The organism is Winogradskya consettensis (assembly GCF_018332715.1).
In the GTDB taxonomy this organism is placed as follows: domain Bacteria; phylum Actinomycetota; class Actinomycetes; order Mycobacteriales; family Micromonosporaceae; genus Actinoplanes; species Actinoplanes consettensis.
The window spans coordinates 117,835-138,007 of sequence record NZ_BOQP01000016.1 but is presented as its reverse complement, the minus strand read 5'-3'; the positions used below and the strand labels follow the sequence as shown (position 1 = coordinate 138,007).

Genomic DNA, 20,173 nt, shown 5'->3' with positions numbered 1-20,173 from the left:
CCGCATCGTGGTGTCACGGCCTCGGCCACCGACCCGCGACGAAGGAGAATCATGTCTGGACTGGCACTCATCACCGGCGCATCATCGGGAATCGGCCGCGCGTTCGCCGAGCGCCTGGCCGCCGACGGCGTCGACCTGATCGTCGTCGCGCGGCGCCGCGACCGGTTGGCGAAGCTCGCGGCGTCCCTGCCCGGCGTCCACGTCGAGGTGATCGCCGCCGATCTCGGCACCGACGACGGCATCGACGAGGTGGCCAGCGTGTGCGCCGCCCGGCCGCTGACGACGATCGTCAACAATGCCGGCGTCGCCCACTACATGCCGATGGCCGAGCTCCCCGCGGCCAAGGCCCGCGAGCTCATCCAGGTAAAGGTGGCCGCGCCCACCCTGCTGACCCGCGCGGCCCTGCCCGCCATGATCGAACGTGGCAGCGGAACCATCGTCAATGTTGCCGGGATGATCGCCTTCGCGGGCCCCGCGCCCGTCGCCCCGTACCAGCTGCGCGCCGGCCGCGCCGTCTACACCGGGACACTGGCCCACACCGTTGCGATGACCCAGAGCCTGCACGCCGAACTCGACGGCACCGGTGTCACCGCGCACGTCGTCTGCCCCGGCATCGTGGCCACCGAGTTCCACGAGGTCCAGGGCATGGACCTGTCGGCGTACCCCCGCATGTCCGCCGCCGATGTGGTCACGGCCGCCCTGGCCGGCGTCGAGCTCGGCGAGGTCGTCATCGCTCCCGGCGTCAAGGACTACGCGCTCCTGGAAACCGTCTTCCGGTCGGACCTCGCCGCGTTCCACGGGCAGAGCCCGCAGCTGGCATCCCGCTACCAGCACGACGGTCCGGCGTAGCCCTCAGCCCCGCACGGGGACGATCGTGCGCGCGTACTGTTAATAGGCCGGCATAAATGCAGTTGCCGGTGAAGTGCCTGGTCAGGGCGGGTGCCCGGTGGTGTGCTGGGGGCGCCGCGCAGTCTGCGGCAGGTTGGCCCGTCCGCACGCGTCCCCGCGCGTGCCCCCCGAAAGGCAAACCGGATGAAACGCACCAGGCGCTTCGGCGCAACCGCAGCCCTCGCCATCACCGCGGCAACCGTCATCGCTTCCTCCCCCGCCGTGGCGGCACCGTCCGCGGCTTCCCCCGCCACGGACATCACCGCCGTAGCGAGCAAGCAGATCCCCCTGACCAGGGCCGCGAGCATCATCCGCACCGCGGTCGAGCGTGGCGCCTCCCACGGGTACGCCGGCATCGCCCTCGAGGACGGCCACGTCGGCGTCTGGTGGAAGGGCGCGCTGCCCGCACCGATCCGCAAGGCTGTAACCGCCGCCCGCGCGATCGCCCCGGTGCAGGTCTCCCCGGCCGATCACACACTGCAGGAGCTGCGCACGGCCGGCGCCACCCTCCGGGCCACCTACTCCTCAAACCAGACCCGAGTTAAGTACGCGGTAGACGGCAGCAAAGTCGTGGTCGGGCTCGATATGCGTACGGCCGTGGGGCGCAAGCAGGCCCCCGACGTCGGCGTACCGGTGGAGATCGTCGACCAGGGACCGAAGGTCGAGACCAGCCGGCGCGACGACTGGGCACCCTGGAAGGGCGGCGCCGACCAGATCAACGGCAACGCCCGCTGCACCACCGGGTTCCCGGTCCGCAACGCCGCCAACGAACGCTTCATCCTGACCGCCGGCCACTGCGGCAACAACGGCGACCGCATCACCGACGGCACTGGCGAGTTCATGGGAACGTTCACCGCGAAGAACGCCACCCACGACCTCGGCCTGGTCGCCACCCCGGGCAACGTCGACGACCTGATGTACCTCGGCGGCCTCGAATCCAACTCCGTCGCCACCGTCGGCGGCTGGGACTGGGTCTTCCCCGGCGAATACCTCTGCCAGTCCGGCGGCTCCTCGGCCCGCGACACCGGCGGCCCGGTCTGCGGCCTCCTGGTCGAGAAGTTCAACACCGACGCCGGCGACGCCGTCGAGGCCCGCCAGGTCGACGGCCAGCCCGCCGTCCGCGGCGGCGACAGCGGCGGCCCGGTCTACACCGGTTCCGCAAGTGGCGCCGCCATCGCCAAGGGCATCAACTGCTACACGTACGTCGGCAACAACACCATCCTCGGCTTCCAGGACTTCGGCACCGCCACCCGCGACTACGGCGTCTGGATCGCCCAGTAGCCCGCTCGGGTTGAGGAACGGATCACGCCCGGCGCGTGGTCCGTTCCGCCGTGCGGGCCGGCCCACCGCCCCGTTCCAGGCCACCGGAACAGCTCCAGGTCACCGAAACAGCTCGGACGGGGTACGGCCGAGCAACCCGCGAGCCGTACGGACAAGATGGGCCTGATCCGCAAACCCCGCGGACACAGCAACCACCGCCGCAGGCCCGCCTGGCAGCACCGCAACGGCACAGCGCAACCGCGCCCACAACCTGATCCGAGCCAACGGAATCCCCACCGAGCCCCGCACCAGCGCACGAAGCCGCGGCGCGGATAGCCCGACCTCAGCGGCAACCGCACTGATGGACCCGTCGCGGACGACCGCATCCACCGCGTACGCCACCCGCGGCTCGAGCGGCACACCCACGCCGGCGAGCCCCACGATCTCGGCACGAGCGGCGACCAGGTCAGCGCCCGCACCGGCATGGCCGAGCGCCGCGAGGATGCGCCTGGCCCCCGCCACATCGACGCTGACCGGCCGGTCAGCGGGCGCCAACTCCCAGGGCTCCAGCAGAAGCGCGACATAGGCCGAGGAAACCGAGCAACTGTGCACCACCTGCGGCGCCACGATCACCCCGGCTCCGCCAACCGAGCGGACATCACCGAAGCCAGCCGGAGCACTCACGCGGACACCGCCAGATCCGGCCGGAGCAATCGCGCGAGCACCGTCGGAGCCGGCCGGAGCAATCGCGCGAGCACCATCGGAGCCGGCCGAAGCTATCGCGCGAGCACCGTCGGAGCCGGCCGGAGCGATCGCGCGGGCACCGTCGGAGCCGGCCGCGAGGACAGAGCGGCCGCCGGCATCGTCGGCTGCGCCGGTCAAACCGGTATGGCCGTAGCTGACTTCGACGTGGCCGCCGAGGGGTAGAACGATCTTCCACGCCGGGTGACGGTGCGCCGTGACCCGGAAGCCCGCGGATTCAGCGAACACCGTCGCGACGGGAGTGGTGGCGAAGTCCAAGCGGCGATCGTTTCGTTCAAGCGTCCACGCACCGGTCGACGCCACGCTCATGGCATGCACACTGTCGCGGCCATCGCCCTGGCCCTCTTCCTGTTCGTAAACGGCATTGCACATTTCGTCCGGCCCGCGTATGTCCGCGCTCTGGTTCCGGGCTGGCTGGGGCGGCCCGATCTCATTGTCCTCGCCGGCGGGGTCGCGCTGATAATCGACGGGGTTGCGCTGCTCACACCGCAGGGCCGGGAGGCGGGCGCATGGGCCGCCGCGGCAATGATCGCGGTCTTCATGGTGGCGCACATCGACACCCTGATGCGAACCACGGCCGAGCGACCACGCCAGGACCCGGCCGAGCCACCACGCCCCGACCTGGCCGGGCAACCACGCCAGGACCCGGCCGAGCCACCACGCCCTGACCCGGCCCAGCCACCGCGCCCTGACCCGGCCCAGCCACCGCGCCCTGACCCGGCCCAGCCACCGCGCCAGGAGCCGGCCGAGCCGAGCCGCCGGGATCACATTCCCGTCGACCTCGCCGACCTCGCCATCCTCGACGGCTCGGCCGGTTCGCCGCGGCGGGCTCGCAGGCTGGTGGGCGCGGCAGTGAAGGTGCTGCTCAACCTGGGGTACGTCGGCTGGGCCGTCGTCGTCGCCATCCACAATCATTGACATCTGCCTATGTGAACGTTAACTATCTCGGTGTTGCGGTTTTGTTTCGTCCCGGCCGGGAGGCACCGATGAGCACCCGATTCCTGCGTTGGCTCGCGGCACCACTACTCGTCACCACCGCCGGCCTGATCGGTCTCACGGCCCCGGCCACCGCAACCCCACCACGCAGCGCAACCACCACAGGCAGTGCAACCACGCTGGGCAGCGCAACCGCGGCACGCACCGCAACCGCAACCAGCAGCGCGACCACTCTCGGCAGCACCACCACGGCACGCACCGCAACCGGCAGCGCAACCACACTCGGCAGCACCACCATGCTTGGAAGCGCAACCACATCAGGCAACGCAACCACGCCGAGCAACGCCCCAGCAGCGGCCAATACAACGGCGGCCGCCGTGGTGGGGACGCCGCCCATGGGCTGGGCTTCGTGGAACACCTTTGCGGCGCAGATCAATTACGGCGTGATCAAGGCTCAGGTCGACGCGATGGTCGCGAGCGGGATGAGGGATGCGGGCTATCAGTACGTCAACATCGACGAGGGCTGGTGGCAGGGAACGCGGGACTCGGCGGGCAACATCACTGTGGACACGGCGGAGTGGCCGGGTGGGATGCAGGCGATTGCCGCGTACATCCACAGCAAGGGTCTGAAGGCCGGGATCTACACCGACGCCGGCCGCGACGGGTGCGGTTACTACTACCCCACCGGTCGTCCGGCGGCGCCAGGGTCGGGGTCCGAGGGTCATTACGACCAGGACTTCCTGCAGTTCTCGCAGTGGGGCTTCGACTTCGTGAAGGTCGACTGGTGCGGCGGGGACGCGGAGGGGCTGGATGCGCGGACGGCGTACCAGTCGATTGCGCAGTCGATTGTGCGGGCGACCAGCGTGACCGGGCGTCCGATGGTGCTGTCGGTGTGCAACTGGGGGAAGCAGAATCCGTGGGACTGGGCTCCCGGGATCTCGACGATGTGGCGGACCAGCACTGACATCATCTTCTACGGCGAGAGCCCGTCGATGGACCGCGTGCTGGCGAACTTCGACTCCGCGCAGCATCCGGCCGCGCAGGGCGCCGGGCGCTACAACGACCCGGACATGCTGATCGCGGGGATGCCCGGTTTCAGCGCCGCGCAGAACCGCAGCCATCTGAGCCTGTGGGCGATCTCCGGCGCGCCCCTGCTGGCCGGGAACAACCTGACGACCATGAGCGCGGAGACCCGTACCGTCCTGACGAACCGCGAGGTCATCGCCATCGATCAGGATCCGCTGGGCCGGCAGGGTGTCAGGGTCGCCGAGGCCATCCAGGGCCTGCAGGTCTACAGCAAGGTGCTCACCGGCAGCGGCCGCCGCGCGGTCGTCTTGCTCAACCGCACCGGCACCGCGGCCACCGTCACCGCGACCTTCGCCGACCTCGGCCTCGCCGCCACCGCGACCGTCCGTAACGTCTGGTCCGCTACCGACCTCGGCAGCAGAACCACGAGCTACGCGGCGAGCGTCCCGGCCCACGAGGCGGTCCTGCTGACGGTCACCGGGACCGAGAGCCCCGGCAGCGGCCCGAGAACCGGCGCGCTCGTCGGCAAGCAGTCCGGCCGCTGCCTGGACATCAACAATTTCACCACCACCAACGGCACCCAGGCCCAGCTCTGGGACTGCGCCGGCCAGACCAACCAGGCCTGGACCCACCTTTCAACAAAACAGCTCTATGTGTACGGGAACAAGTGCCTCGACGCCTACAACGCCGGCACGGTCAACGGCACCGCGGTGGTCATCTGGGACTGCAACGGTCAGCCCAACCAGAAATGGACCCTCAACACCAACGGCACCATCACGGGTACGCAGTCCGGCCTCTGCCTCGATGCCTCCGGCCAGGGCACCGCGAACGGCACCAAGCTCGTCCTCTGGACCTGCGGCACCGCCGACAACCAGAAATGGAGCTGGCGTTAGTGGAAGCCGAGGTGCTGGGCCGCCTCCTTGACGGCCTGCCACGCCTCGGCCTCGGCAACACCGTCCGCGTGGTCCCGGGCGTCCCAGACCGCGGCCTTCGCACGCAGGTAGCCGATCCGCGCATGCTGGGCGACGATCTCCGCCTCGATCCGCTCCGCGTGCCGTAGCAGCAGGTCCCGCTGCTCGGCGGCCGTCTCCTCCCGGTTGGCGAGGTTGGCCTTGTAGGTCCGCATGTCGCCGATGCTCACCCCGGTGGCCCGCAGACACGACAGCGCCCCGATGAGGTCGAGGTCGGCAGTGTCGTACTGGCGATGCCCGCTCGCGTCGCGCCCGATCGGCCCGATCAGCCCGATGTCCTCGTAATACCGCAGCGTCGGCTCGCTCAGCCCGCACCGCCGGGCCACGTCCCGGATCGTCAAAACGTCCATTCAGCCAGCGTCACACACCTCAAGCGCTTGAACACAAGAACCCGCAGCGATCGGCGTCGGCTGCAAACCTCGTGATCGGCCTGTCCGGCCGCTGCCGGCGTACCCGGTCGATCGCCTGGTAGAGGCCCGTCATTTTCTGTGCCGGAACGCCTGGGCCATTCGGTCGCGTCTGAGATCCGTGCTTGACCGAGGTGTGGGCAAAATCAATACTGAAACGCCACGAGCGGAGTCGAGGACGAATTGAGCGACGCGGCACGAGAATCCACCCCTGATGTGGTCGCGGTCGTTTATGGCCGCGACATTCCCGCCAAGGATGCCATCGAGGCGCTGATCACGGATCTGGGTCTGACTCCGCTCTCCTTCGAGGAGGCGCTGCTGCGGACCGAGACCGGTCTGCCCAACACCATCGCTGCCGTTCGTGAGCTCTTCGCCGACGTCCGGGCCGTGATCGTGATCTTCACGCCGGACGACCTCGCCGTGACTCATCCGCTCCTGGTTCAGGACGGTTCCCGCCTCGCGGACTCCCGCTACTCGGGTCAGCCACGGCAGAACGTGCTGATCGAGACCGGCATGGCGATCGCGCACCTGCCCGACCGGACCATTTTCGCGCGGATCGGTGCGGTGCGGCAGGCCAGCAATCTCGACGGGCTCACCGTGGTCGACCTCGGGGCCCGGGGCGCCGTCCCGCGCCTGGCCCGCCTGCTCCGGCGGGCCGGATGCACCATCGCCGACGACAGGATCGACGGCGCGAAGATCCCCGGCATCGACGAGATCGTCGCCCGCGCCGAGGCCCGGGTCAGCGAGCCCGTGTACAGCGATCGCGGTGTGTCCATCTTCGAGGCCGCGCGGGTCGCGGGCCTGCGGGACATCGAGCATCGCAAGGGGTCGCTGACCGCCCTCCCGCCGGACGAGTTCTACGCCCGCGCCGACAAGGAACTCGCGATCAGCGGTGTGACAGCGTCGTCGTCCTTCCAGATCCTGGACAAGACGCTTCTCCAACTGCTCCGGCGAGCGGATCCGGTCGCCGTCAAGGTTCTCATCCTCGACCCCGGCACCCCCGACATGCAGCGCCTGTCCACGTGCGAAGGGCGGGACCTCACCATCGACGTCCGCGCCGTCTACCAGGCGATCCGCCGTGGCGGATTCTCGGCCTTCCCCACCTTCGAGATGAGACTCGCCCCCTTCATGTACCCGTTCACCGGCGTCATGATCGACGGCGACATCGACGCACCACCGACCGGCATCCCCGAGGACCCCGACGACTCGTCCAGCTTCCGGCCGGATGCCGAGATCCGGGTCCAACCGGGCGGCTATTACACCACCCAGCACCTGGGCCCCGTGCTTCAATTCAGCCGCATGGAGGAAAACGGTCCTTTCAATCATTTCGCGTCCGACTTCCGTCGCCAGTGGGCCCATTCAAAACCCATCGGCATCGACGCTCTGGAAGACGTCTTCAATGGATGACACGGCTGCGGCCTACGCCGGTGCGACCCTGGTGGGGTTTTATGGCGAGAAGCCGAAAAAAATGCAGGACTGGCTGACTTCGCTGCAGAACAAAATTGGCGCACGGGTCCCGACATTCGTGCCGCGAAGCCTGGAACAGATTCACGCCACCGTCATCGGACTCGAGTTCCGCCTGCGCCCCGTCACGGCGCAGGACGTGCTGGGGCTCGCGCACAGTGTGAGCCGGGGCCTCGAGCATCCCGTCGACCTGCGGTTCGGCGGCTACCTGCCGCGGTCGTCCTCGTTCACCAGCCGGGGTCAGGACCCCTACGAGCGCGCTTTCGGACTTCGGGGTGGCCAAGCCATCGTGATCGGCTGGCCGTTCCCGCCGACCCAGGTACTCGCCGGCATCAGGCGCGAGGCCGAGGCGTTCGGCTTCCGCCACCGATACCACGAGCCCGGCAACGAGCTCGACCCCGACTGCTACCTGGTGCTGGGCGAATACTCCACGGCCCCAGAACCTTCGGCAGAGACCGAGATCCGGGACATCCTCGCCGCCGATCCGGTGCACGTGAGCCTGCGACCGGCGGACCTCAGCCTCATCCGGTATCGCAATACCAGCCTGGATCCGGCATCCAGCGAGCAAATCCGGCTACCGGACGGTTTGTCCCTCGCTGTCGCCACCCAGCTCGCGGCTGAACCCCCACCCAGCCATCGCGCCTGAACCCCCATCCGGCCCTCGCGCCTGAACCCCCATCCGGCCCTCGCGGCCGAACCCCCATCCGATTGAGGAGAAGCAGCCAAGGGTTGCCAGCGTCATGCTCAGCGAGGAGACACGGGGGCTATGAGCGGAGCTGGGCCTCGATGGCCGGGCGGTCGATCAGCGATGAGACTGCGGCGATGCGGCCCTCATCGAAGCGGTAGAAGACGTGTTCCGCGAAGTGCAAGCGCTTGCCGTTCGGGGTGAAGCCAAGGAATTCGCTCTGCGGCGTGCAGTCGAAGACGATGCGGCAGGCCACCTGGTCGTTCGCGGCGACGACGATGTCCGCGGCGTAGAACAGGTCGGGAATCGCGGCGATGTCGGCGGCGATCAGGTCCCGGTACTCCCGGCGGGTCATCGGTCTGTCGTTGTACGTGAGGTTGTCCTGGACGTAGCGGTCGAGGTCATCGAGGCGGCGGTCGTTGAGGGCTGCCAGGTAGGCGCGGTAGTGGGCCTCCAGGGCGGTGTTCGTCATGGGTGATCATCCTGCCTTACGGGCGTGGGACTCTCCTGCGCGCTCAGCTCATGATTCGTAGCATCAGGTTCATGGGTATCGACTTCGCACTGTCGCAGAGATCGCGTCTGGGGATCGAGTGGGAGATCGCGTGTGTCGATCGGCGCAGTGGGGAGCTTGCTCCGGCCGCTCCGGAGCTGTTGTCGCGGCTCGGCGCTTTCGAGGGGTTTCCGCATGTCACGGGTGAGCTGCTCACCAACACCGTCGAGGTGGTCAGCGCGCCGCACCTGCGCGCCCAGGATGCCGTGGACGACCTGACGCGCCTGGTCGAGCGGGTGGGTGCGCTCGCCGAGCCGATGGGCGTGGACCTGATGTCGTCGGGAACGCATCCGTTCAGCCAGTGGTTCCAGCAGCAGGTGACGCCCGGGAAGCCGCGCTACGAGACGCTCATCGACCGGACCCGCTGGTGGGGACGGCAGATGATGATCTGGGGCGTGCATGTGCACGTCGCGGTCGAGGACCGGCGCAAAGTGCTGCCCATCATCGAGGGACTGCTGAACTATCTGCCGCACTTTCAGGCGCTGAGCGCGTCGAGCCCGTTCTGGGCCGGGGAGAACACCGGCTACGCGTCCAACCGGGCCCTGATGTTCCAGCAGCTGCCGACGGCCGGCCTGCCGCCGCAGTTCACCGAGTGGGCACAGTACGAGGCTATGGTCGCCGACCTGCAGCACATCGGCGTCATCGAGGAATTGAACGAACTGCGCTGGGACATCCGCCCGTCACCGAAGTGGGGCACGATCGAGGTCAGAAGCTTCGACGGCATCCCCAACGTACGCGAGATCGGCGCCGTCGCCGCCCTCACCCAGTGCCTCGTCGAGCACTTCTCCCGCGAGCTCGACGCCGGCCGCGACGTCCCGGGCCTGCAACCATGGTTCGTCCGCGAGAACAAGTGGCGCACGGCCCGCTACGGCATGGACGCCATCATCATCCAGAACGCCGACGGCGACGAGCGCCTGGTCACCAAGGACCTCGACGAGCTGCTGCCCGCCCTCGCCCCGATCGCCGAGGCGCTCGACTGCACGACCCAGCTCGACCACCTGCGCGACATCGCCGAACACGGCGCCAGCTATCAACGTCAGCTCCGCGTCGCCGCGGCGAACAACGGCAGCCTCAAATCCGTGGTGTCCTCCCTCGTACGCGAACTACGCGAGGGCCGACCCCAATAAGGCGAGTGGTTCCGCGAAATCCGGCGCGCTGCGTGACGGCACTACGGTGTGCCGATTCCACAAGGGCGATATGCCAGCCAGGGGCTGGCAGCTGATGCGGGTGCGGGTGCGGGTGCGGGTGCGGGTGTCGCGGCATAGTGCGACAGTCGGGGCGCCCGGGTGCGGTGGCCAGGCGCGGTAGCCAGGGCGCGGTAGCCAGGGCGCGGTAGCCAGGGCGCGGTAGCCAGGGCGCGGTAGCCAGGGCGCGGTAGCCAGGGCGCGGTAGCCAGGGCGCGGGGCTACTCGATCCAGCGCAGCGGGGCGCCCGGACGCGAGCTGGTGACGGGATGGTGGCCAGGCCCGATCACTGGCGACTGATCATCGGTGCCCGGTCAGTGGCGCCCAGTCAGTGGCGCCCAGTCAGTGGCGCCCAGTCAGTGGCGCCCAGTCAGTGGCGCCCAGTCAGTGGCGCCCAGTCAGTGGCGCCCAGTCAGTGGCGCCCAGTCAGTGGCGCCCAGTCAGTGGCGCCCAGTCAGTGGCGCCCAACGATTGGCGCCTGATCACTGGGGCTTGATCACTGGCGCAGGTGGTAGAGGTTGCGGCGTGGTAGCTGGGTGGGGTCGAGGGTCGGTGGGGGTATGAAGAGGGGGTGGCGGTCGGGGCCGAGGGTGATTGTCCAGCCGGCCGCTGGGTCGTGGACGACGTTGTGGTGACGGCGGCACAGGAGGACGAGGTTGTCGAGGTTGGTGGGGCCGCCGGTCGTCCAGTGGCGGATGTGGTGGGAGTCTGTCCATCTCGGTGGGCGGTCGCAGTCGGGGAAGGCGCATCCGCCGTCTCGGATGTGGAGGGCGCGGCGTAGGGCTCCGGTTGCGGTGCGGCGGCGGCGGCCGGCGTTGAGGACCTGGCCCTTGCCGTCCAGGACGACCGGCAGGATCCGGGCGTCACAGGCCAGGCGCCGGATGGTGTCAGGGGATATGCGCAGGCCGGTGTCGGTCGAGGCGATGCCCAGGGCCTGGGTGAGCGGGTCGTAGGCGACCGTGATCGCGAGCTGGGGTGGTTCGCCGCCGTCGGTGGGAAGCTCTGTGGTGCGTAGGGCCAACCGGCAGACCTCGAGCAGGGCGTCCGCACGGCGTTGTGCGGGGGTTCGGTTGTCGTCGGGGGCGGGTTTGCACAGCGGGTGCAGCGCGGCTTGCATGGTCGCGGCGTCCTCGACGCCGAGGATCCCGGACAGGTGCACCAGGCCGTCGATCGGGAGTGACAGGGTGAGACGGCGTTCGCGACGGGCGCGGGCTTCCTGGCGGGCCAGGGCGGCCCGGTCGGCGCGATCGGCCACCTCCGGGGCGACGTATGCCAGGATCCGGTCCCCCGCACGGCGCAGCTGGTTTGCCGACAGCCGGCCCGCCATGTCGAGAAGCAGGGTTTCGGCATCCTGCACGGTCTGTGCGGCATTGATGACCGGTGCCCCGGCTGGACCGTTCAGGGTGGCGAGGTCGGTGGGGATGTTCTCGATGGTCTGGGTGATCACCGTGGCCTGGCTCAGATCGGTGTCGCCGTCCAGGACCGACTGGGAGATCGCCGGGTGGTCCAGCACAGCGGCGTGGGCGACGAGGTCGCGGGCTGGGCCAAGGTCCAGGATCAGCATGCCGCGCAGCCACTCGGTGACGGATCGGTAGCCCTGCGCCGCGGGGACGCCTCGGGTGTCGATCTGACGGGTCACCCGGGCCTGCAGGAATTTGGCGGCTTGTTCCAGGCGGTGCGCGGCCTTCAAGGTCTCGGTCAGCTCGGTGTCGGACAGCTGCCAGAGCGGGGCCGCGGCGACCTTCGCCGCGACCACACCCAGTTGCTGCACCTGCGCCAACATGAGGACCAGATTAGAACAGGCGTACGACAGTTTCAGGCTCCATTAGGCCCCTGGAGAACCCATGTGACTACCGTCACCGGGAGGGCAGGCCGAGGCGTTCGAGGATTTCGCGGAGGCGGTGGCGGCCGGCCATGGAGGCGGGGCCGGCAAGGCGGGTGAGGACGCGGTCGCTCCAGGCGCCGCGCAGGCCGAAGCGTTCGTTGTAGGCCGATAGTCTCTTGTCGTACGCCTCGATGTGCGCGTCCGCGGCGGCGGCGTCGAACTGCTCATGGTGCAGGACCGCGGCCTGCGGGAGGCGTGGCTTGACGTCGGCTTCTTCCGTGGGGTCAGGGGTGCCGACGGCCAACCCGAAGGTCGCCACCGTGCGCGGCGGCAGGCCGAGCTCAGTCGCGATCTCCTCGGGGTGGTTGCGGACCGCGCCGACGAAGACCGAGCCCAGGCCGAGAGACTCTGCGGCAACAACCGCGTTCTGGGCGGCCAACGCAGTGTCGACGAAGCCGATGATGGTGGTTTCGAGGTAGTCCGCGGCCTCGACCTGGGTCCCGGCGCGCTGGGCGAGGCGGTGGGCCCGGCCGAGGTCGGCGACCCAGATCAGGAACAGCGGGGCCTGGGCGACGAATGCCTGGTTGCCGGCCAGCGCGGCCAGGCGGGCCTTGCGGGCGGGGTCCCGGACCGCCACCACGCTCCACGGTTGCAGGTTCGAGGACGTGGCCGCGGACTGGGCTGCCGCGATCAGGGCAGTGAGCTCGTCGTCGGTGACGTCGCGGGATGTGAACTTGCGGACCGAGCGGCGCTCGAGTTGCAGGCGCAGGACGTCGTTGAGGACGCCGAGGGTGGCGAGCGGGTCGCCGTAGCGGGCGGCGGCGGCGGGCATCAGGCAGCCACCTCGAAAAAGCCCTGACGGGCCGGAAGGCCGAGCCGCCCGCGCAGGGTGGGGTGGGGGTATTCCTTCTGGAACAAGCCGTACTCCTGCAGGATCGGGACCACCAGGGTGGCGAAGTTCGGGAGGTCGACGGCGGTGTCGGCCGGCATGATCGTGAAGCCGTCAGCGGTGCCTGCCTCGAACCACGAGCGTAGGTCGTCGGCGACCTCCCGGGCAGAGCCGACCAGCAGGCGGTGACCGGAGCCACCGGCGCCGCGCTGGATCAGGTCGCGGGGTGTGCGGGGTGCTTCGGCGATCAGCGCGCGGGTGGAGACGCTGAGCCCGGCGGAGAACGCGCTGCCGAGGATGTCCACAGGCAGGTCAGTGATGCTGATCGGGTCGTCCGGACCAGAAAAACCCACAGGCAGGCCGAGGGCGACCTTCACGTCGTCGAGTGGCGGCCCGACGCAGTGGCGCGGTCGCGGTTGTCGTCGCGGAAGGCCGTTCATGATGGTCAGCCGTTCTGAATGATCAGATCCGCTTGCCCGCGCACGTCGTTCGCGGCGTAGAAAGCGTCCTCGTGCCGGACCCAGCGTTCCCAGTGCGGCGCGTAGGTGTCACCGTCCCGGGCCATCGCCCGCTCCCGCCGCACCTCGTCAGGAGCCTCAATCCAGATCAGCCCGCTCCGGTACGCCGTGAGCACGTCAGCCCCGCACCCCACGCCCTCGACCACGAGGCGATCCGTGGCAGGCACCCACGCCACGCACCGGGACGGTCCCCGCCCAGTCCCAGAATCGCCACCGCCCGAACCTCCTCGCGGCAACCGGCTCGGCGTGCCTCGAGGAACAACCCGATCCGCTTCCTCTGCAACACCCCCGCGCACGTGGTCCTTGCGGGTGTACCGCTGTGCGCGCGTGTCGACCAGGCTTCTCGCATCCTCCTCGGTGACCTGGGCGGGACCACGGAGCTCGACGAAGCGGGCCGGCCGGTCACGATCGTGGACGAGCACGGTCACCCGCGGATCCCTGCGAACATCGGCAACCTTGCGCCTGCAGCCCTTGGTCGCCATCACCAGCTCGTCGCCGTCCCACCCGACCCACATCACGGACAGCTGAGCGACACCATCCGGCCCGCTGGTCGACAAAACCGCGAACTCAGGCCGATCACGTAGCTCCCGCACCCCATCACTTAACCGCACAACCGCCTCGGGCAGGCCACCTCCGTGCCGGGCGTCGCCGGGCCGGGCGATTCCGGGCCGGGCGATTCCGGGCCGGGCGATTCCGGGCCGGGCGATTCCGGGTTGGGGGCCGCCGGGTTTGGGGGCGTCGCAGCGGTAGACCCCAGGTTGCCTCGGTGGCCCGCATTACATAGTTTTCCCACATGCTAGACAGGAATTGCTCTGAGCAGGGCCGATAGGGTGAGGTGCATGATCCAATTGCGCTTCCTCTCGGGGCCGGACATCGACTCGCTGGGCATCGGGCCGGCCGAGGTCATCAACGCGGTGCAGGGTGCCGTCGACGCGCACGGGCGCGGGCTGACCGTCTTCGAGCCCCGGACCCACCTCGTGCCGGACAACGGCGGCGCGGGGCACTTCAACGTCCTGCGCGGGCACGTCGGCACCCTCGGCGAGCACGGTCTCAGCGGCGTCAAGGTCGTCGGTGACTTCGTCGACAACTATCAGTACGGGCTCCCGAGCGAACTGGCCCTGATCACGGTCTACGACCCGACGACCGGTGTCCCGCTCGCGATCATGGACGCCACCTGGATCACCGAGGCCCGCACGGGCGCGATGACCGCGGTCGGCGCCAAGTTCCTAGCCCGCCCCGACTCGCGGATCCTCGGCCACGTCGGCGCGCGGGGCACGGCGTTCTCCAATGTCACCATGCTCGACAGCCTGTTCCCGCTCGACGAGATCCGGGTGACCAGCCGCCGCCCCGAATCGCGGGAGGCCTTCGCCGCCCAGCTGCGCGCGGCGACGGACACGCCGGTGCGGGCCGTGGACACCGCCGCGGAGGCGTTCGAGGGCGCGGACATCCTCGTCGAGGCGTCCCGGTTGCAGGAACCTCAGCCCCTGCTGCGTACGGCTGCGGTGAAGCCCGGCGCGTTCGTCGTACCGTACGGAACGATCAGCGCTGTGGAACTCGATCTGCTCGACGTCATGGACAAGGTGGTCGTCGACGACTGGAGCGAGTCGCGCTCCGGGCGTTTCGGAGCCTTGCGCGCGCACGTCGACACCGGCCGGCTCAGCGAGAAGACGCTCCACGCCCAGATCGGCGAGATCGTCACGGGCCGCAAACCGGGCCGCGAGCACCCGGACGAGCGGATCCTCTACTGGCACCGCGGCCTGTCCATCCTCGACGTCGCGGTGGCGCACCTGATCCTCACCCGTGCCGAGGCCGCCGACACCGGCACCCTCCTGCGGTACCGATGAGGACCGTGCTCGTAAGCAGGGCCGACGAGCTCGACCGCGCCGTGATCGAGCAGCTCGCCCGCGGCACGTGCCGGGTCGAGCTCAGCCCGGCGCTGATCGCTGAACTCAGCGCGAACCGCCAGGCCGTGCTCGCGGACCTGGACGGCGACCAGCCGGTCTACGGGGTCAACACCGGAATGGGCGCGATGGCGGGCGTACGCCTGGACGCCGACGCCCAGGCTCGGCACCAGGACACCCTGATGGCCGGGCGGGCTGTGGGCTCGGCGCCGTGGCTGCGGCGGGACGAGGCCCGGGCGTTGCTCGCCGCGCGGCTGCGTACGTTCCTGCATCCCGCCGCCGGCGTCTCGGCCGAGCTGTGCCGGAGCCTGATCGACCTGCTGGACCACGACGTGATCCCGGCGGTCCCGGCCCGGGGCAGCGGCGCCGCCGGCGAGATCATTCCCCTCGCCCACACCGGCGCCGTCCTGCTCGGCACCGGCCAGGTGCTCGACGCCGCCGGTCACGCGCCCGACGCCGCCCCCGCCCTCGAAGCCGCCGGCCTGAGCCCCCGCTCGTTCGGCCCCAAGGAGGGCGTCGCGTTCCTGGAGGGCGTGCCCGGCCTGACCGGCCTCGCGGTGCTGCACGCCGCCGCCGTCCGGACCCTGCTGACCCAGCAGATCGCCGTGGCGGCAGCGGCGCACGCCGTCGTCCGCGCGAGCCCCGATCCGCTGCATCCGGCGCTGGCCGACAGCGACGAGCTCGGGACCGTCCTCGCCACCCTGCTGGAGCTGCGCGGCACCGGCCCGGCACGGGCTCTGCAGGCACCGGTGTCGTTCCGGGTCACCGCGCCCGCCCTGGCCGTGGCCCTGCGCGCGGTCGCGGCGCTCGAGGCCGCCGCCGAGCGCGCTCTGACCGCGGTCACCGACTCCCCCGCGCACCTCGACGGCCGGTTCGTCGGCACCGCCGGCTTCGCGGGCACCGACCTGGCCGCGACGGCGGGTGCGCTGACCACCGCCCTCGCGCACCTGGCCGACCTGGGGACGGCCCGCCTGCACCGGATGCTGGACCCGGCGGTCACCGGGTTGCCCCGGCAGCTGTCGGACTCCCCCGGCCTGCACGCCGGGATGGCCGCCGTGCACAAGCGGGCCGTGGGCGTCACGCACCGGCTGCGGCGTTTCACGCTGCCCGCGCTGGGTGGCGCGATGGAGACGTCGCTGGGGCAGGAGGACGTGCAGAGCTTCGGGTTCGAGGCGGCCGAGTGTCTGGGAGAGGCGGTGACCGGGCTGCGGGACGTGCTGGCGTGCGAGCTGCTCGGCGTACACCAGGCATTCCTTCTCGATGCCCGGGAGGCACCCTTCGGTGAGGTCGCCGCGGCCCTGCCTCCCGGCACCGGCGACCGGCCGTTCGGACGCGACCTCGACCGGATCATCGGCCTCCTCGCAGAGGGCTCGTTGACACTCCATGTCATCACTGCGTAGAGTGACGGCATAGCGTGTCATCGGGCGCGCTCGCAACAGGGGAGACAGCGCCATGGGTGCAGAGATCTGGGTTCTCGGCGGCACCGGCCGCAGCGGTCGTGCCATCGCGGCCGAGCTGGGCCGACGCGGGCTCACCCCCGTGCTGGTGGGCAGGGACGCGGACCGCCTGACCACCGCCGCGCGGGCGACCGGCAGCGGGACACTGGTCGCCGCCTCGGTCGACGCCACCGCCACACAGATCCGGCGGCAGCACCCCGCGGTGGTCATCAACACGGTCGGGCCGTTCACCACGACGGCCGGGCCGCTCATCGACGCCTGCCTGGCCGCCGGCAGCCACTACCTCGACCTCGCCAACGACATCACCGCGGTGGGCGCCACGCTCGACCGCGACGCCGCGGCGACAGCCGCCGGGTGCACCCTCGTCACCGGCGCCGGATTCGGCGTGACCGCCACCGAGAGCGTCGTCGTGAAACTGTGCGAGGGCCGTCCCGCGCCGCTGCGGATCCGGGTCGACATGGTGCCCTCCCTGGCAATGGAGGCGGGCACCATCGGCGAGGCCCTGGCCGGCACGATCCTCGGCGACCCGAATGAGCTCGCGGGTGGTCAGATCACCGACGGCCGCCTCGCGCCGGCCCGGATCGGCGGTGACCCCCTGCGCCTCACCCTGCCGGACGGCTCCGAGGTGACCACGGCGGTCATGCCGCTCGGCGAGGTGCTCGCGGCACAGCGGGCGAGCGGCGCCCGCAACGTGCTCTCGGCCTCCAGCGAAGTCCCGTCCGGGGCGCTCGTCCGCGCGGTGATGCCGGCCGCGATGCTCATGCTGAAATGGGCGCCGGCCCGGTCGTTCGCCCAGCGCCGCCTCGCCGGGGTGCAGGTGAAGGCGAAGGACAAGCCCCGCGAGCACTCCTGGGGGCACGCGGTCGCGACCTGGGCGGACGGCGAGACCCGGGAGGGGTGGCTGCGGGTGGGTGAGGCTCAGGAGTACACCGGCGCCGTGCCCGCCGAGGTCACCCTCCGGCTGCTGAACGGCGAGGGCCGGCCGGGTGCGTACACCCCGGCCGCCCTTTTCGGCACCACCCTCGCCGAGTCGTGCGGTGGCGAGTATCTGATGCCCTGAGCCGGTAGCTACGTGTCACGATAGCTGCGGCGACCGGGGTGTCGCAGTCACGCCGTGAGGGAGAAAGCCGCAGAAGGTTGCGGCAGAGCCGGATTCGGCGCAACTTCGTGCCCGCGGCCAGATCCTGCCGCCCTCGCCACCCGCTGCAAGCCGATCAGGACACTAGAGCTGCATCCTGCCGGCGGTCAGCACGCCGGCATCGGGTCCCATCCCGGCGGTGAACTCGGTAGTGGTGCCGCCGGGTGACACGGCGAACGCGGTCAGGCCGGTGCCCCGCAGCTCCGTCCAGAGTGACTCGCTGAAGCTCACCACGAACGCCTTCGCGGCGCTGTAGACGACCATCCGGGGCGTCGGTTAGTACGCCGAGACGCTGGCGACGTTGATGATGAACCCGGTGCCCGCACTCATCAGCTGCGGCATGAACGCGGCAGTCACCTGCACCGGCGCTGCCACGTCGACGGCGATCTCGGCGGCCAGACCCGCGGGGTCCGAGTCGGCGAAGAGGGCGAAGCTGCCGATCGCCGCATTGTTGATCAGGCTCGTCACCCGCACACCACGGTCGGCGACGGCCTTCTGCAACTCGCTTGCGGCAGCAGGGTGCGAAAGGTCGCAAGGGACACACTCCACACGTACGCCGTGAGCGCCCCGCAATTCCTGAGCCATCGACTCCAGCCGCTCGGCCCGGCGCGCGACGAGCACCAGATCCGCACCCCGCGCCGCCAGGGCGGAGGCGAACGCGGCACCGATCCCCGAGCTCGCGCCGGTGACCAGCACGGTCTGCGCACGGTAATCGAACGTCCCGCTCACAGTGTGATCGCGATCTTGCCGTGGACGTGCCGGCCGGCCTGCAGGGCGACGGCGTCGCGGAGCTTCTCGATCGGGAACGTCGCGGCAATCGGCACGGTGAGCCCGCCGCCCACGATCGCGTCGGTGATCCGCCCCACGGCATCCGGTGCGGCGTCGAAGGCACCGGTGGAGCGCACGCCGGCGACCTGCCCGGCGACCGTGGAGATCCGCTCGGCCGGCACGCCGAGCGCGAGCGCGGTCTCGGCGGTCTCCACACCGAACAGGTCGGTCGCCGCGGTCACGCCGCCGGGAGCCAGCGCCCGCACCCGATCGGCCAGTCCAGGACCATAGGCAACGGGTACGGCACCGAGCTCCCGCAGGAACTCGAACGTCCCCGCCGAACCCGTGCCGATCACCTGCGCACCGGCAAGCGTCGCGAGCTGCACGGCGAAGACACCCACCCCGCCCGCGGCGCCTCCGATCAGGACGGTGTCGCCGGCTCCCACGCCGATCGCGTCGAGTGCTGCCACGGCGGTCAGGCCGGCCACCGGAATGGTGCTGGCCACGTCGTCGCTGACCCCCGCCGGCGTACGGAAGAGCGGCGGAGCGACCACCACGAAGTCGGCAGCGGCCCGCCCGAGCGCGCCACCGAAGACCCGGTCACCCACGGCGAATCCCGTGACCCCGTCACCGACCTCGTCGACGACACCCGCGAAGTCGGACCCGAACCGGGCCGGCAGGGTCGTGCCGAACCGCGCGGCCACCTCGGGGCGGGCGGCGATGCCCCAGTCCATCGGGTTCAGCCCGGTCACGGTCACGCGGACGCGGATCTCCCCCGGACCGGCGTGCGGCTCCGGAACCTCCCGCAGCTCGAGGACCTCGGGCCCTCCGAACGACTCGTACATGACAGCTCGGCTCATGACAACCTCCGCGACGGGACTTGGTCCCGTAACCGTACACGAGTGATGGGACCAAGTGCCGTACACTGCTGACCATGGCTCGCTGGGACCCCGACGCACCGGAACGCCTCGCCTCCGCCGCCCTCGATCTCTTCGCGGAGCGCGGCTACGAGAACACCACCGTGATCGACATCGCCCAGCGCGCCGGCCTCACGAAGAGCACGTTCTTCCGCCACTTCCCCGACAAACGCGAAGTCCTCTTCGGCGGCGACACGGTCGCTACCCTGACCGCCGCAGCCATCACCGCGGCACCCCCCGAAGCCACCCCCCTCGAAGCGGTAGCCCACGCCCTCGAGACCCTCGGCGCCCAGACCTTCACCCCCACCCGCCGCGAATTCAGCGCCAAACGCTGGACGGTCATCGCCGCCACCCCCGAGCTCCGAGAGCGAGAAGCCCTCAAGGGCCTGGGCATCACCGCCGCCATGATCAAGGCCCTCACCGGCCGCGGCGTCCCCGCCCTCACCGCCTCCGTGGCCGCGGAACTGGCCGCACTCGCCTGGAAAATCGCCTACGAACGCTGGCACGACCCCACCAGCACCGCAGGCTTCGGCGAACTCGCCCGCCAGGCCCTCACCGAGGTCCAGGCAGCCAGCGCCCTCTGCTGAGCCCCTCACCGCGGCGCACGCCGACCCGGGCCACGGCGCA

19 protein-coding genes and 1 pseudogene are annotated in these 20,173 nt (G+C 70.3%); 11 read left to right on the top strand and 9 right to left on the bottom strand.

Annotated features, from left to right (window positions below; genetic code table 11):
- The first annotated feature begins 51 nt into the window (after positions 1–51).
- Positions 52–849, top strand: a complete 798-nt coding sequence (locus tag Aco04nite_RS16420) for an SDR family NAD(P)-dependent oxidoreductase (RefSeq protein WP_212998080.1) — start codon at positions 52–54, stop codon at positions 847–849.
- A gap of 183 nt (positions 850–1,032) precedes the next feature.
- Positions 1,033–2,169 carry a chymotrypsin family serine protease gene (locus tag Aco04nite_RS16415; RefSeq protein ID WP_212998079.1) on the top strand — a complete coding sequence of 379 codons (1,137 nt, stop codon included), beginning with the start codon at positions 1,033–1,035 and terminating at the stop codon, positions 2,167–2,169.
- Positions 2,170–2,268: 99 nt separating this feature from the next.
- On the opposite strand, the gene Aco04nite_RS16410 is transcribed toward Aco04nite_RS16415, so the two are convergent.
- Positions 2,269–3,219, bottom strand: a complete 951-nt coding sequence (locus Aco04nite_RS16410; RefSeq protein ID WP_212998078.1) for an AraC family transcriptional regulator — start codon at positions 3,217–3,219, stop codon at positions 2,269–2,271.
- 3 nt (positions 3,220–3,222) lie between these two features.
- Between Aco04nite_RS16410 and Aco04nite_RS16405 the strand changes: the two genes are divergently transcribed.
- Both Aco04nite_RS16405 and Aco04nite_RS16400 read left to right on the top strand, forming a co-directional pair.
- A complete protein-coding gene (locus tag Aco04nite_RS16405) occupies positions 3,223–3,828 on the top strand; it encodes a DoxX-related protein (protein WP_212998077.1) in 606 nt (201 codons plus the stop codon).
- A gap of 68 nt (positions 3,829–3,896) precedes the next feature.
- The gene (locus Aco04nite_RS16400) at positions 3,897–5,765 is read left to right on the top strand and encodes a glycoside hydrolase family 27 protein (RefSeq protein ID WP_212998076.1); all 1,869 of its coding nucleotides are present in this window, start codon (positions 3,897–3,899) and stop codon (positions 5,763–5,765) included.
- On the opposite strand, the gene Aco04nite_RS16395 is transcribed toward Aco04nite_RS16400, so the two are convergent.
- Complete coding sequence (locus Aco04nite_RS16395; RefSeq protein ID WP_212998075.1) at positions 5,762–6,193, bottom strand: MerR family transcriptional regulator; 432 nt, start codon at positions 6,191–6,193, stop codon at positions 5,762–5,764. The genes Aco04nite_RS16400 and Aco04nite_RS16395 overlap by 4 nt on opposite strands.
- A gap of 240 nt (positions 6,194–6,433) precedes the next feature.
- Here Aco04nite_RS16395 and Aco04nite_RS16390 point away from each other — a divergent pair, with 240 nt between their 5' ends.
- Positions 6,434–7,657, top strand: a complete 1,224-nt coding sequence (locus tag Aco04nite_RS16390; protein WP_212998074.1) for a TIR domain-containing protein — start codon at positions 6,434–6,436, stop codon at positions 7,655–7,657.
- A complete protein-coding gene (locus tag Aco04nite_RS16385) occupies positions 7,650–8,360 on the top strand; it encodes a hypothetical protein (RefSeq protein ID WP_212998073.1) in 711 nt (236 codons plus the stop codon). The genes Aco04nite_RS16390 and Aco04nite_RS16385 overlap by 8 nt, the downstream gene beginning before the upstream one ends.
- A 118-nt stretch (positions 8,361–8,478) precedes the next feature.
- Here Aco04nite_RS16385 and Aco04nite_RS16380 read toward each other — a convergent pair whose 3' ends face one another.
- On the bottom strand, positions 8,479–8,871 hold the full coding sequence (locus tag Aco04nite_RS16380) for an ester cyclase (RefSeq protein WP_212998072.1): 393 nt from the start codon (positions 8,869–8,871) through the stop codon (positions 8,479–8,481).
- A 71-nt stretch (positions 8,872–8,942) separates the two neighbouring features.
- Here Aco04nite_RS16380 and Aco04nite_RS16375 point away from each other — a divergent pair, with 71 nt between their 5' ends.
- Positions 8,943–10,076 (top strand): glutamate--cysteine ligase, encoded by a 1,134-nt coding sequence (locus Aco04nite_RS16375; RefSeq protein WP_212998071.1) that lies wholly within the window; start codon positions 8,943–8,945, stop codon positions 10,074–10,076.
- 553 nt (positions 10,077–10,629) lie between these two features.
- On the opposite strand, the gene Aco04nite_RS16370 is transcribed toward Aco04nite_RS16375, so the two are convergent.
- The 4 genes from Aco04nite_RS16370 to Aco04nite_RS16355 form a co-directional block, all read right to left on the bottom strand.
- The gene (locus Aco04nite_RS16370; RefSeq protein ID WP_212998070.1) at positions 10,630–11,916 is read right to left on the bottom strand and encodes an HNH endonuclease signature motif containing protein; all 1,287 of its coding nucleotides are present in this window, start codon (positions 11,914–11,916) and stop codon (positions 10,630–10,632) included.
- 73 nt (positions 11,917–11,989) lie between these two features.
- The gene (locus Aco04nite_RS16365) at positions 11,990–12,790 is read right to left on the bottom strand and encodes a nitroreductase family protein (RefSeq protein WP_212998069.1); all 801 of its coding nucleotides are present in this window, start codon (positions 12,788–12,790) and stop codon (positions 11,990–11,992) included.
- On the bottom strand, positions 12,790–13,224 hold the full coding sequence (locus tag Aco04nite_RS16360; RefSeq protein ID WP_212998068.1) for an LLM class oxidoreductase: 435 nt from the start codon (positions 13,222–13,224) through the stop codon (positions 12,790–12,792). Before Aco04nite_RS16360 ends, Aco04nite_RS16365 begins: the two co-directional genes overlap by 1 nt.
- Positions 13,225–13,292: 68 nt before the next feature.
- Positions 13,293–13,958, bottom strand: a complete 666-nt coding sequence (locus Aco04nite_RS16355; protein WP_212998067.1) for a TIGR03618 family F420-dependent PPOX class oxidoreductase — start codon at positions 13,956–13,958, stop codon at positions 13,293–13,295.
- 246 nt (positions 13,959–14,204) lie between these two features.
- Between Aco04nite_RS16355 and Aco04nite_RS16350 the strand changes: the two genes are divergently transcribed.
- The 3 genes from Aco04nite_RS16350 to Aco04nite_RS16340 are packed head-to-tail and all read left to right on the top strand — an operon-like array spanning position 14,205 to position 17,783.
- Positions 14,205–15,209, top strand: coding sequence for an ornithine cyclodeaminase family protein (locus Aco04nite_RS16350; RefSeq protein ID WP_212998066.1), 1,005 nt, complete (start codon positions 14,205–14,207; stop codon positions 15,207–15,209).
- A 5-nt stretch (positions 15,210–15,214) separates the two neighbouring features.
- Positions 15,215–16,666: an aromatic amino acid lyase gene (locus Aco04nite_RS16345; RefSeq protein ID WP_244876042.1), complete on the top strand. Its 1,452-nt coding sequence runs from the start codon at positions 15,215–15,217 to the stop codon at positions 16,664–16,666.
- A gap of 52 nt (positions 16,667–16,718) precedes the next feature.
- Positions 16,719–17,783 (top strand): saccharopine dehydrogenase NADP-binding domain-containing protein, encoded by a 1,065-nt coding sequence (locus tag Aco04nite_RS16340; RefSeq protein WP_212998064.1) that lies wholly within the window; start codon positions 16,719–16,721, stop codon positions 17,781–17,783.
- 162 nt (positions 17,784–17,945) lie between these two features.
- On the opposite strand, the pseudogene Aco04nite_RS16330 reads toward Aco04nite_RS16340, so the two are convergent.
- Both Aco04nite_RS16330 and Aco04nite_RS16325 read right to left on the bottom strand, forming a co-directional pair.
- Positions 17,946–18,557, bottom strand: a pseudogene (locus tag Aco04nite_RS16330) (SDR family NAD(P)-dependent oxidoreductase).
- Positions 18,558–18,586: 29 nt separating this feature from the next.
- Positions 18,587–19,489 (bottom strand): NADP-dependent oxidoreductase, encoded by a 903-nt coding sequence (locus tag Aco04nite_RS16325; protein WP_212998061.1) that lies wholly within the window; start codon positions 19,487–19,489, stop codon positions 18,587–18,589.
- A gap of 74 nt (positions 19,490–19,563) precedes the next feature.
- Between Aco04nite_RS16325 and Aco04nite_RS16320 the strand changes: the two genes are divergently transcribed.
- Positions 19,564–20,133, top strand: a complete 570-nt coding sequence (locus Aco04nite_RS16320) for a TetR/AcrR family transcriptional regulator (protein WP_212998060.1) — start codon at positions 19,564–19,566, stop codon at positions 20,131–20,133.
- Positions 20,134–20,173: the final 40 nt, after the last annotated feature.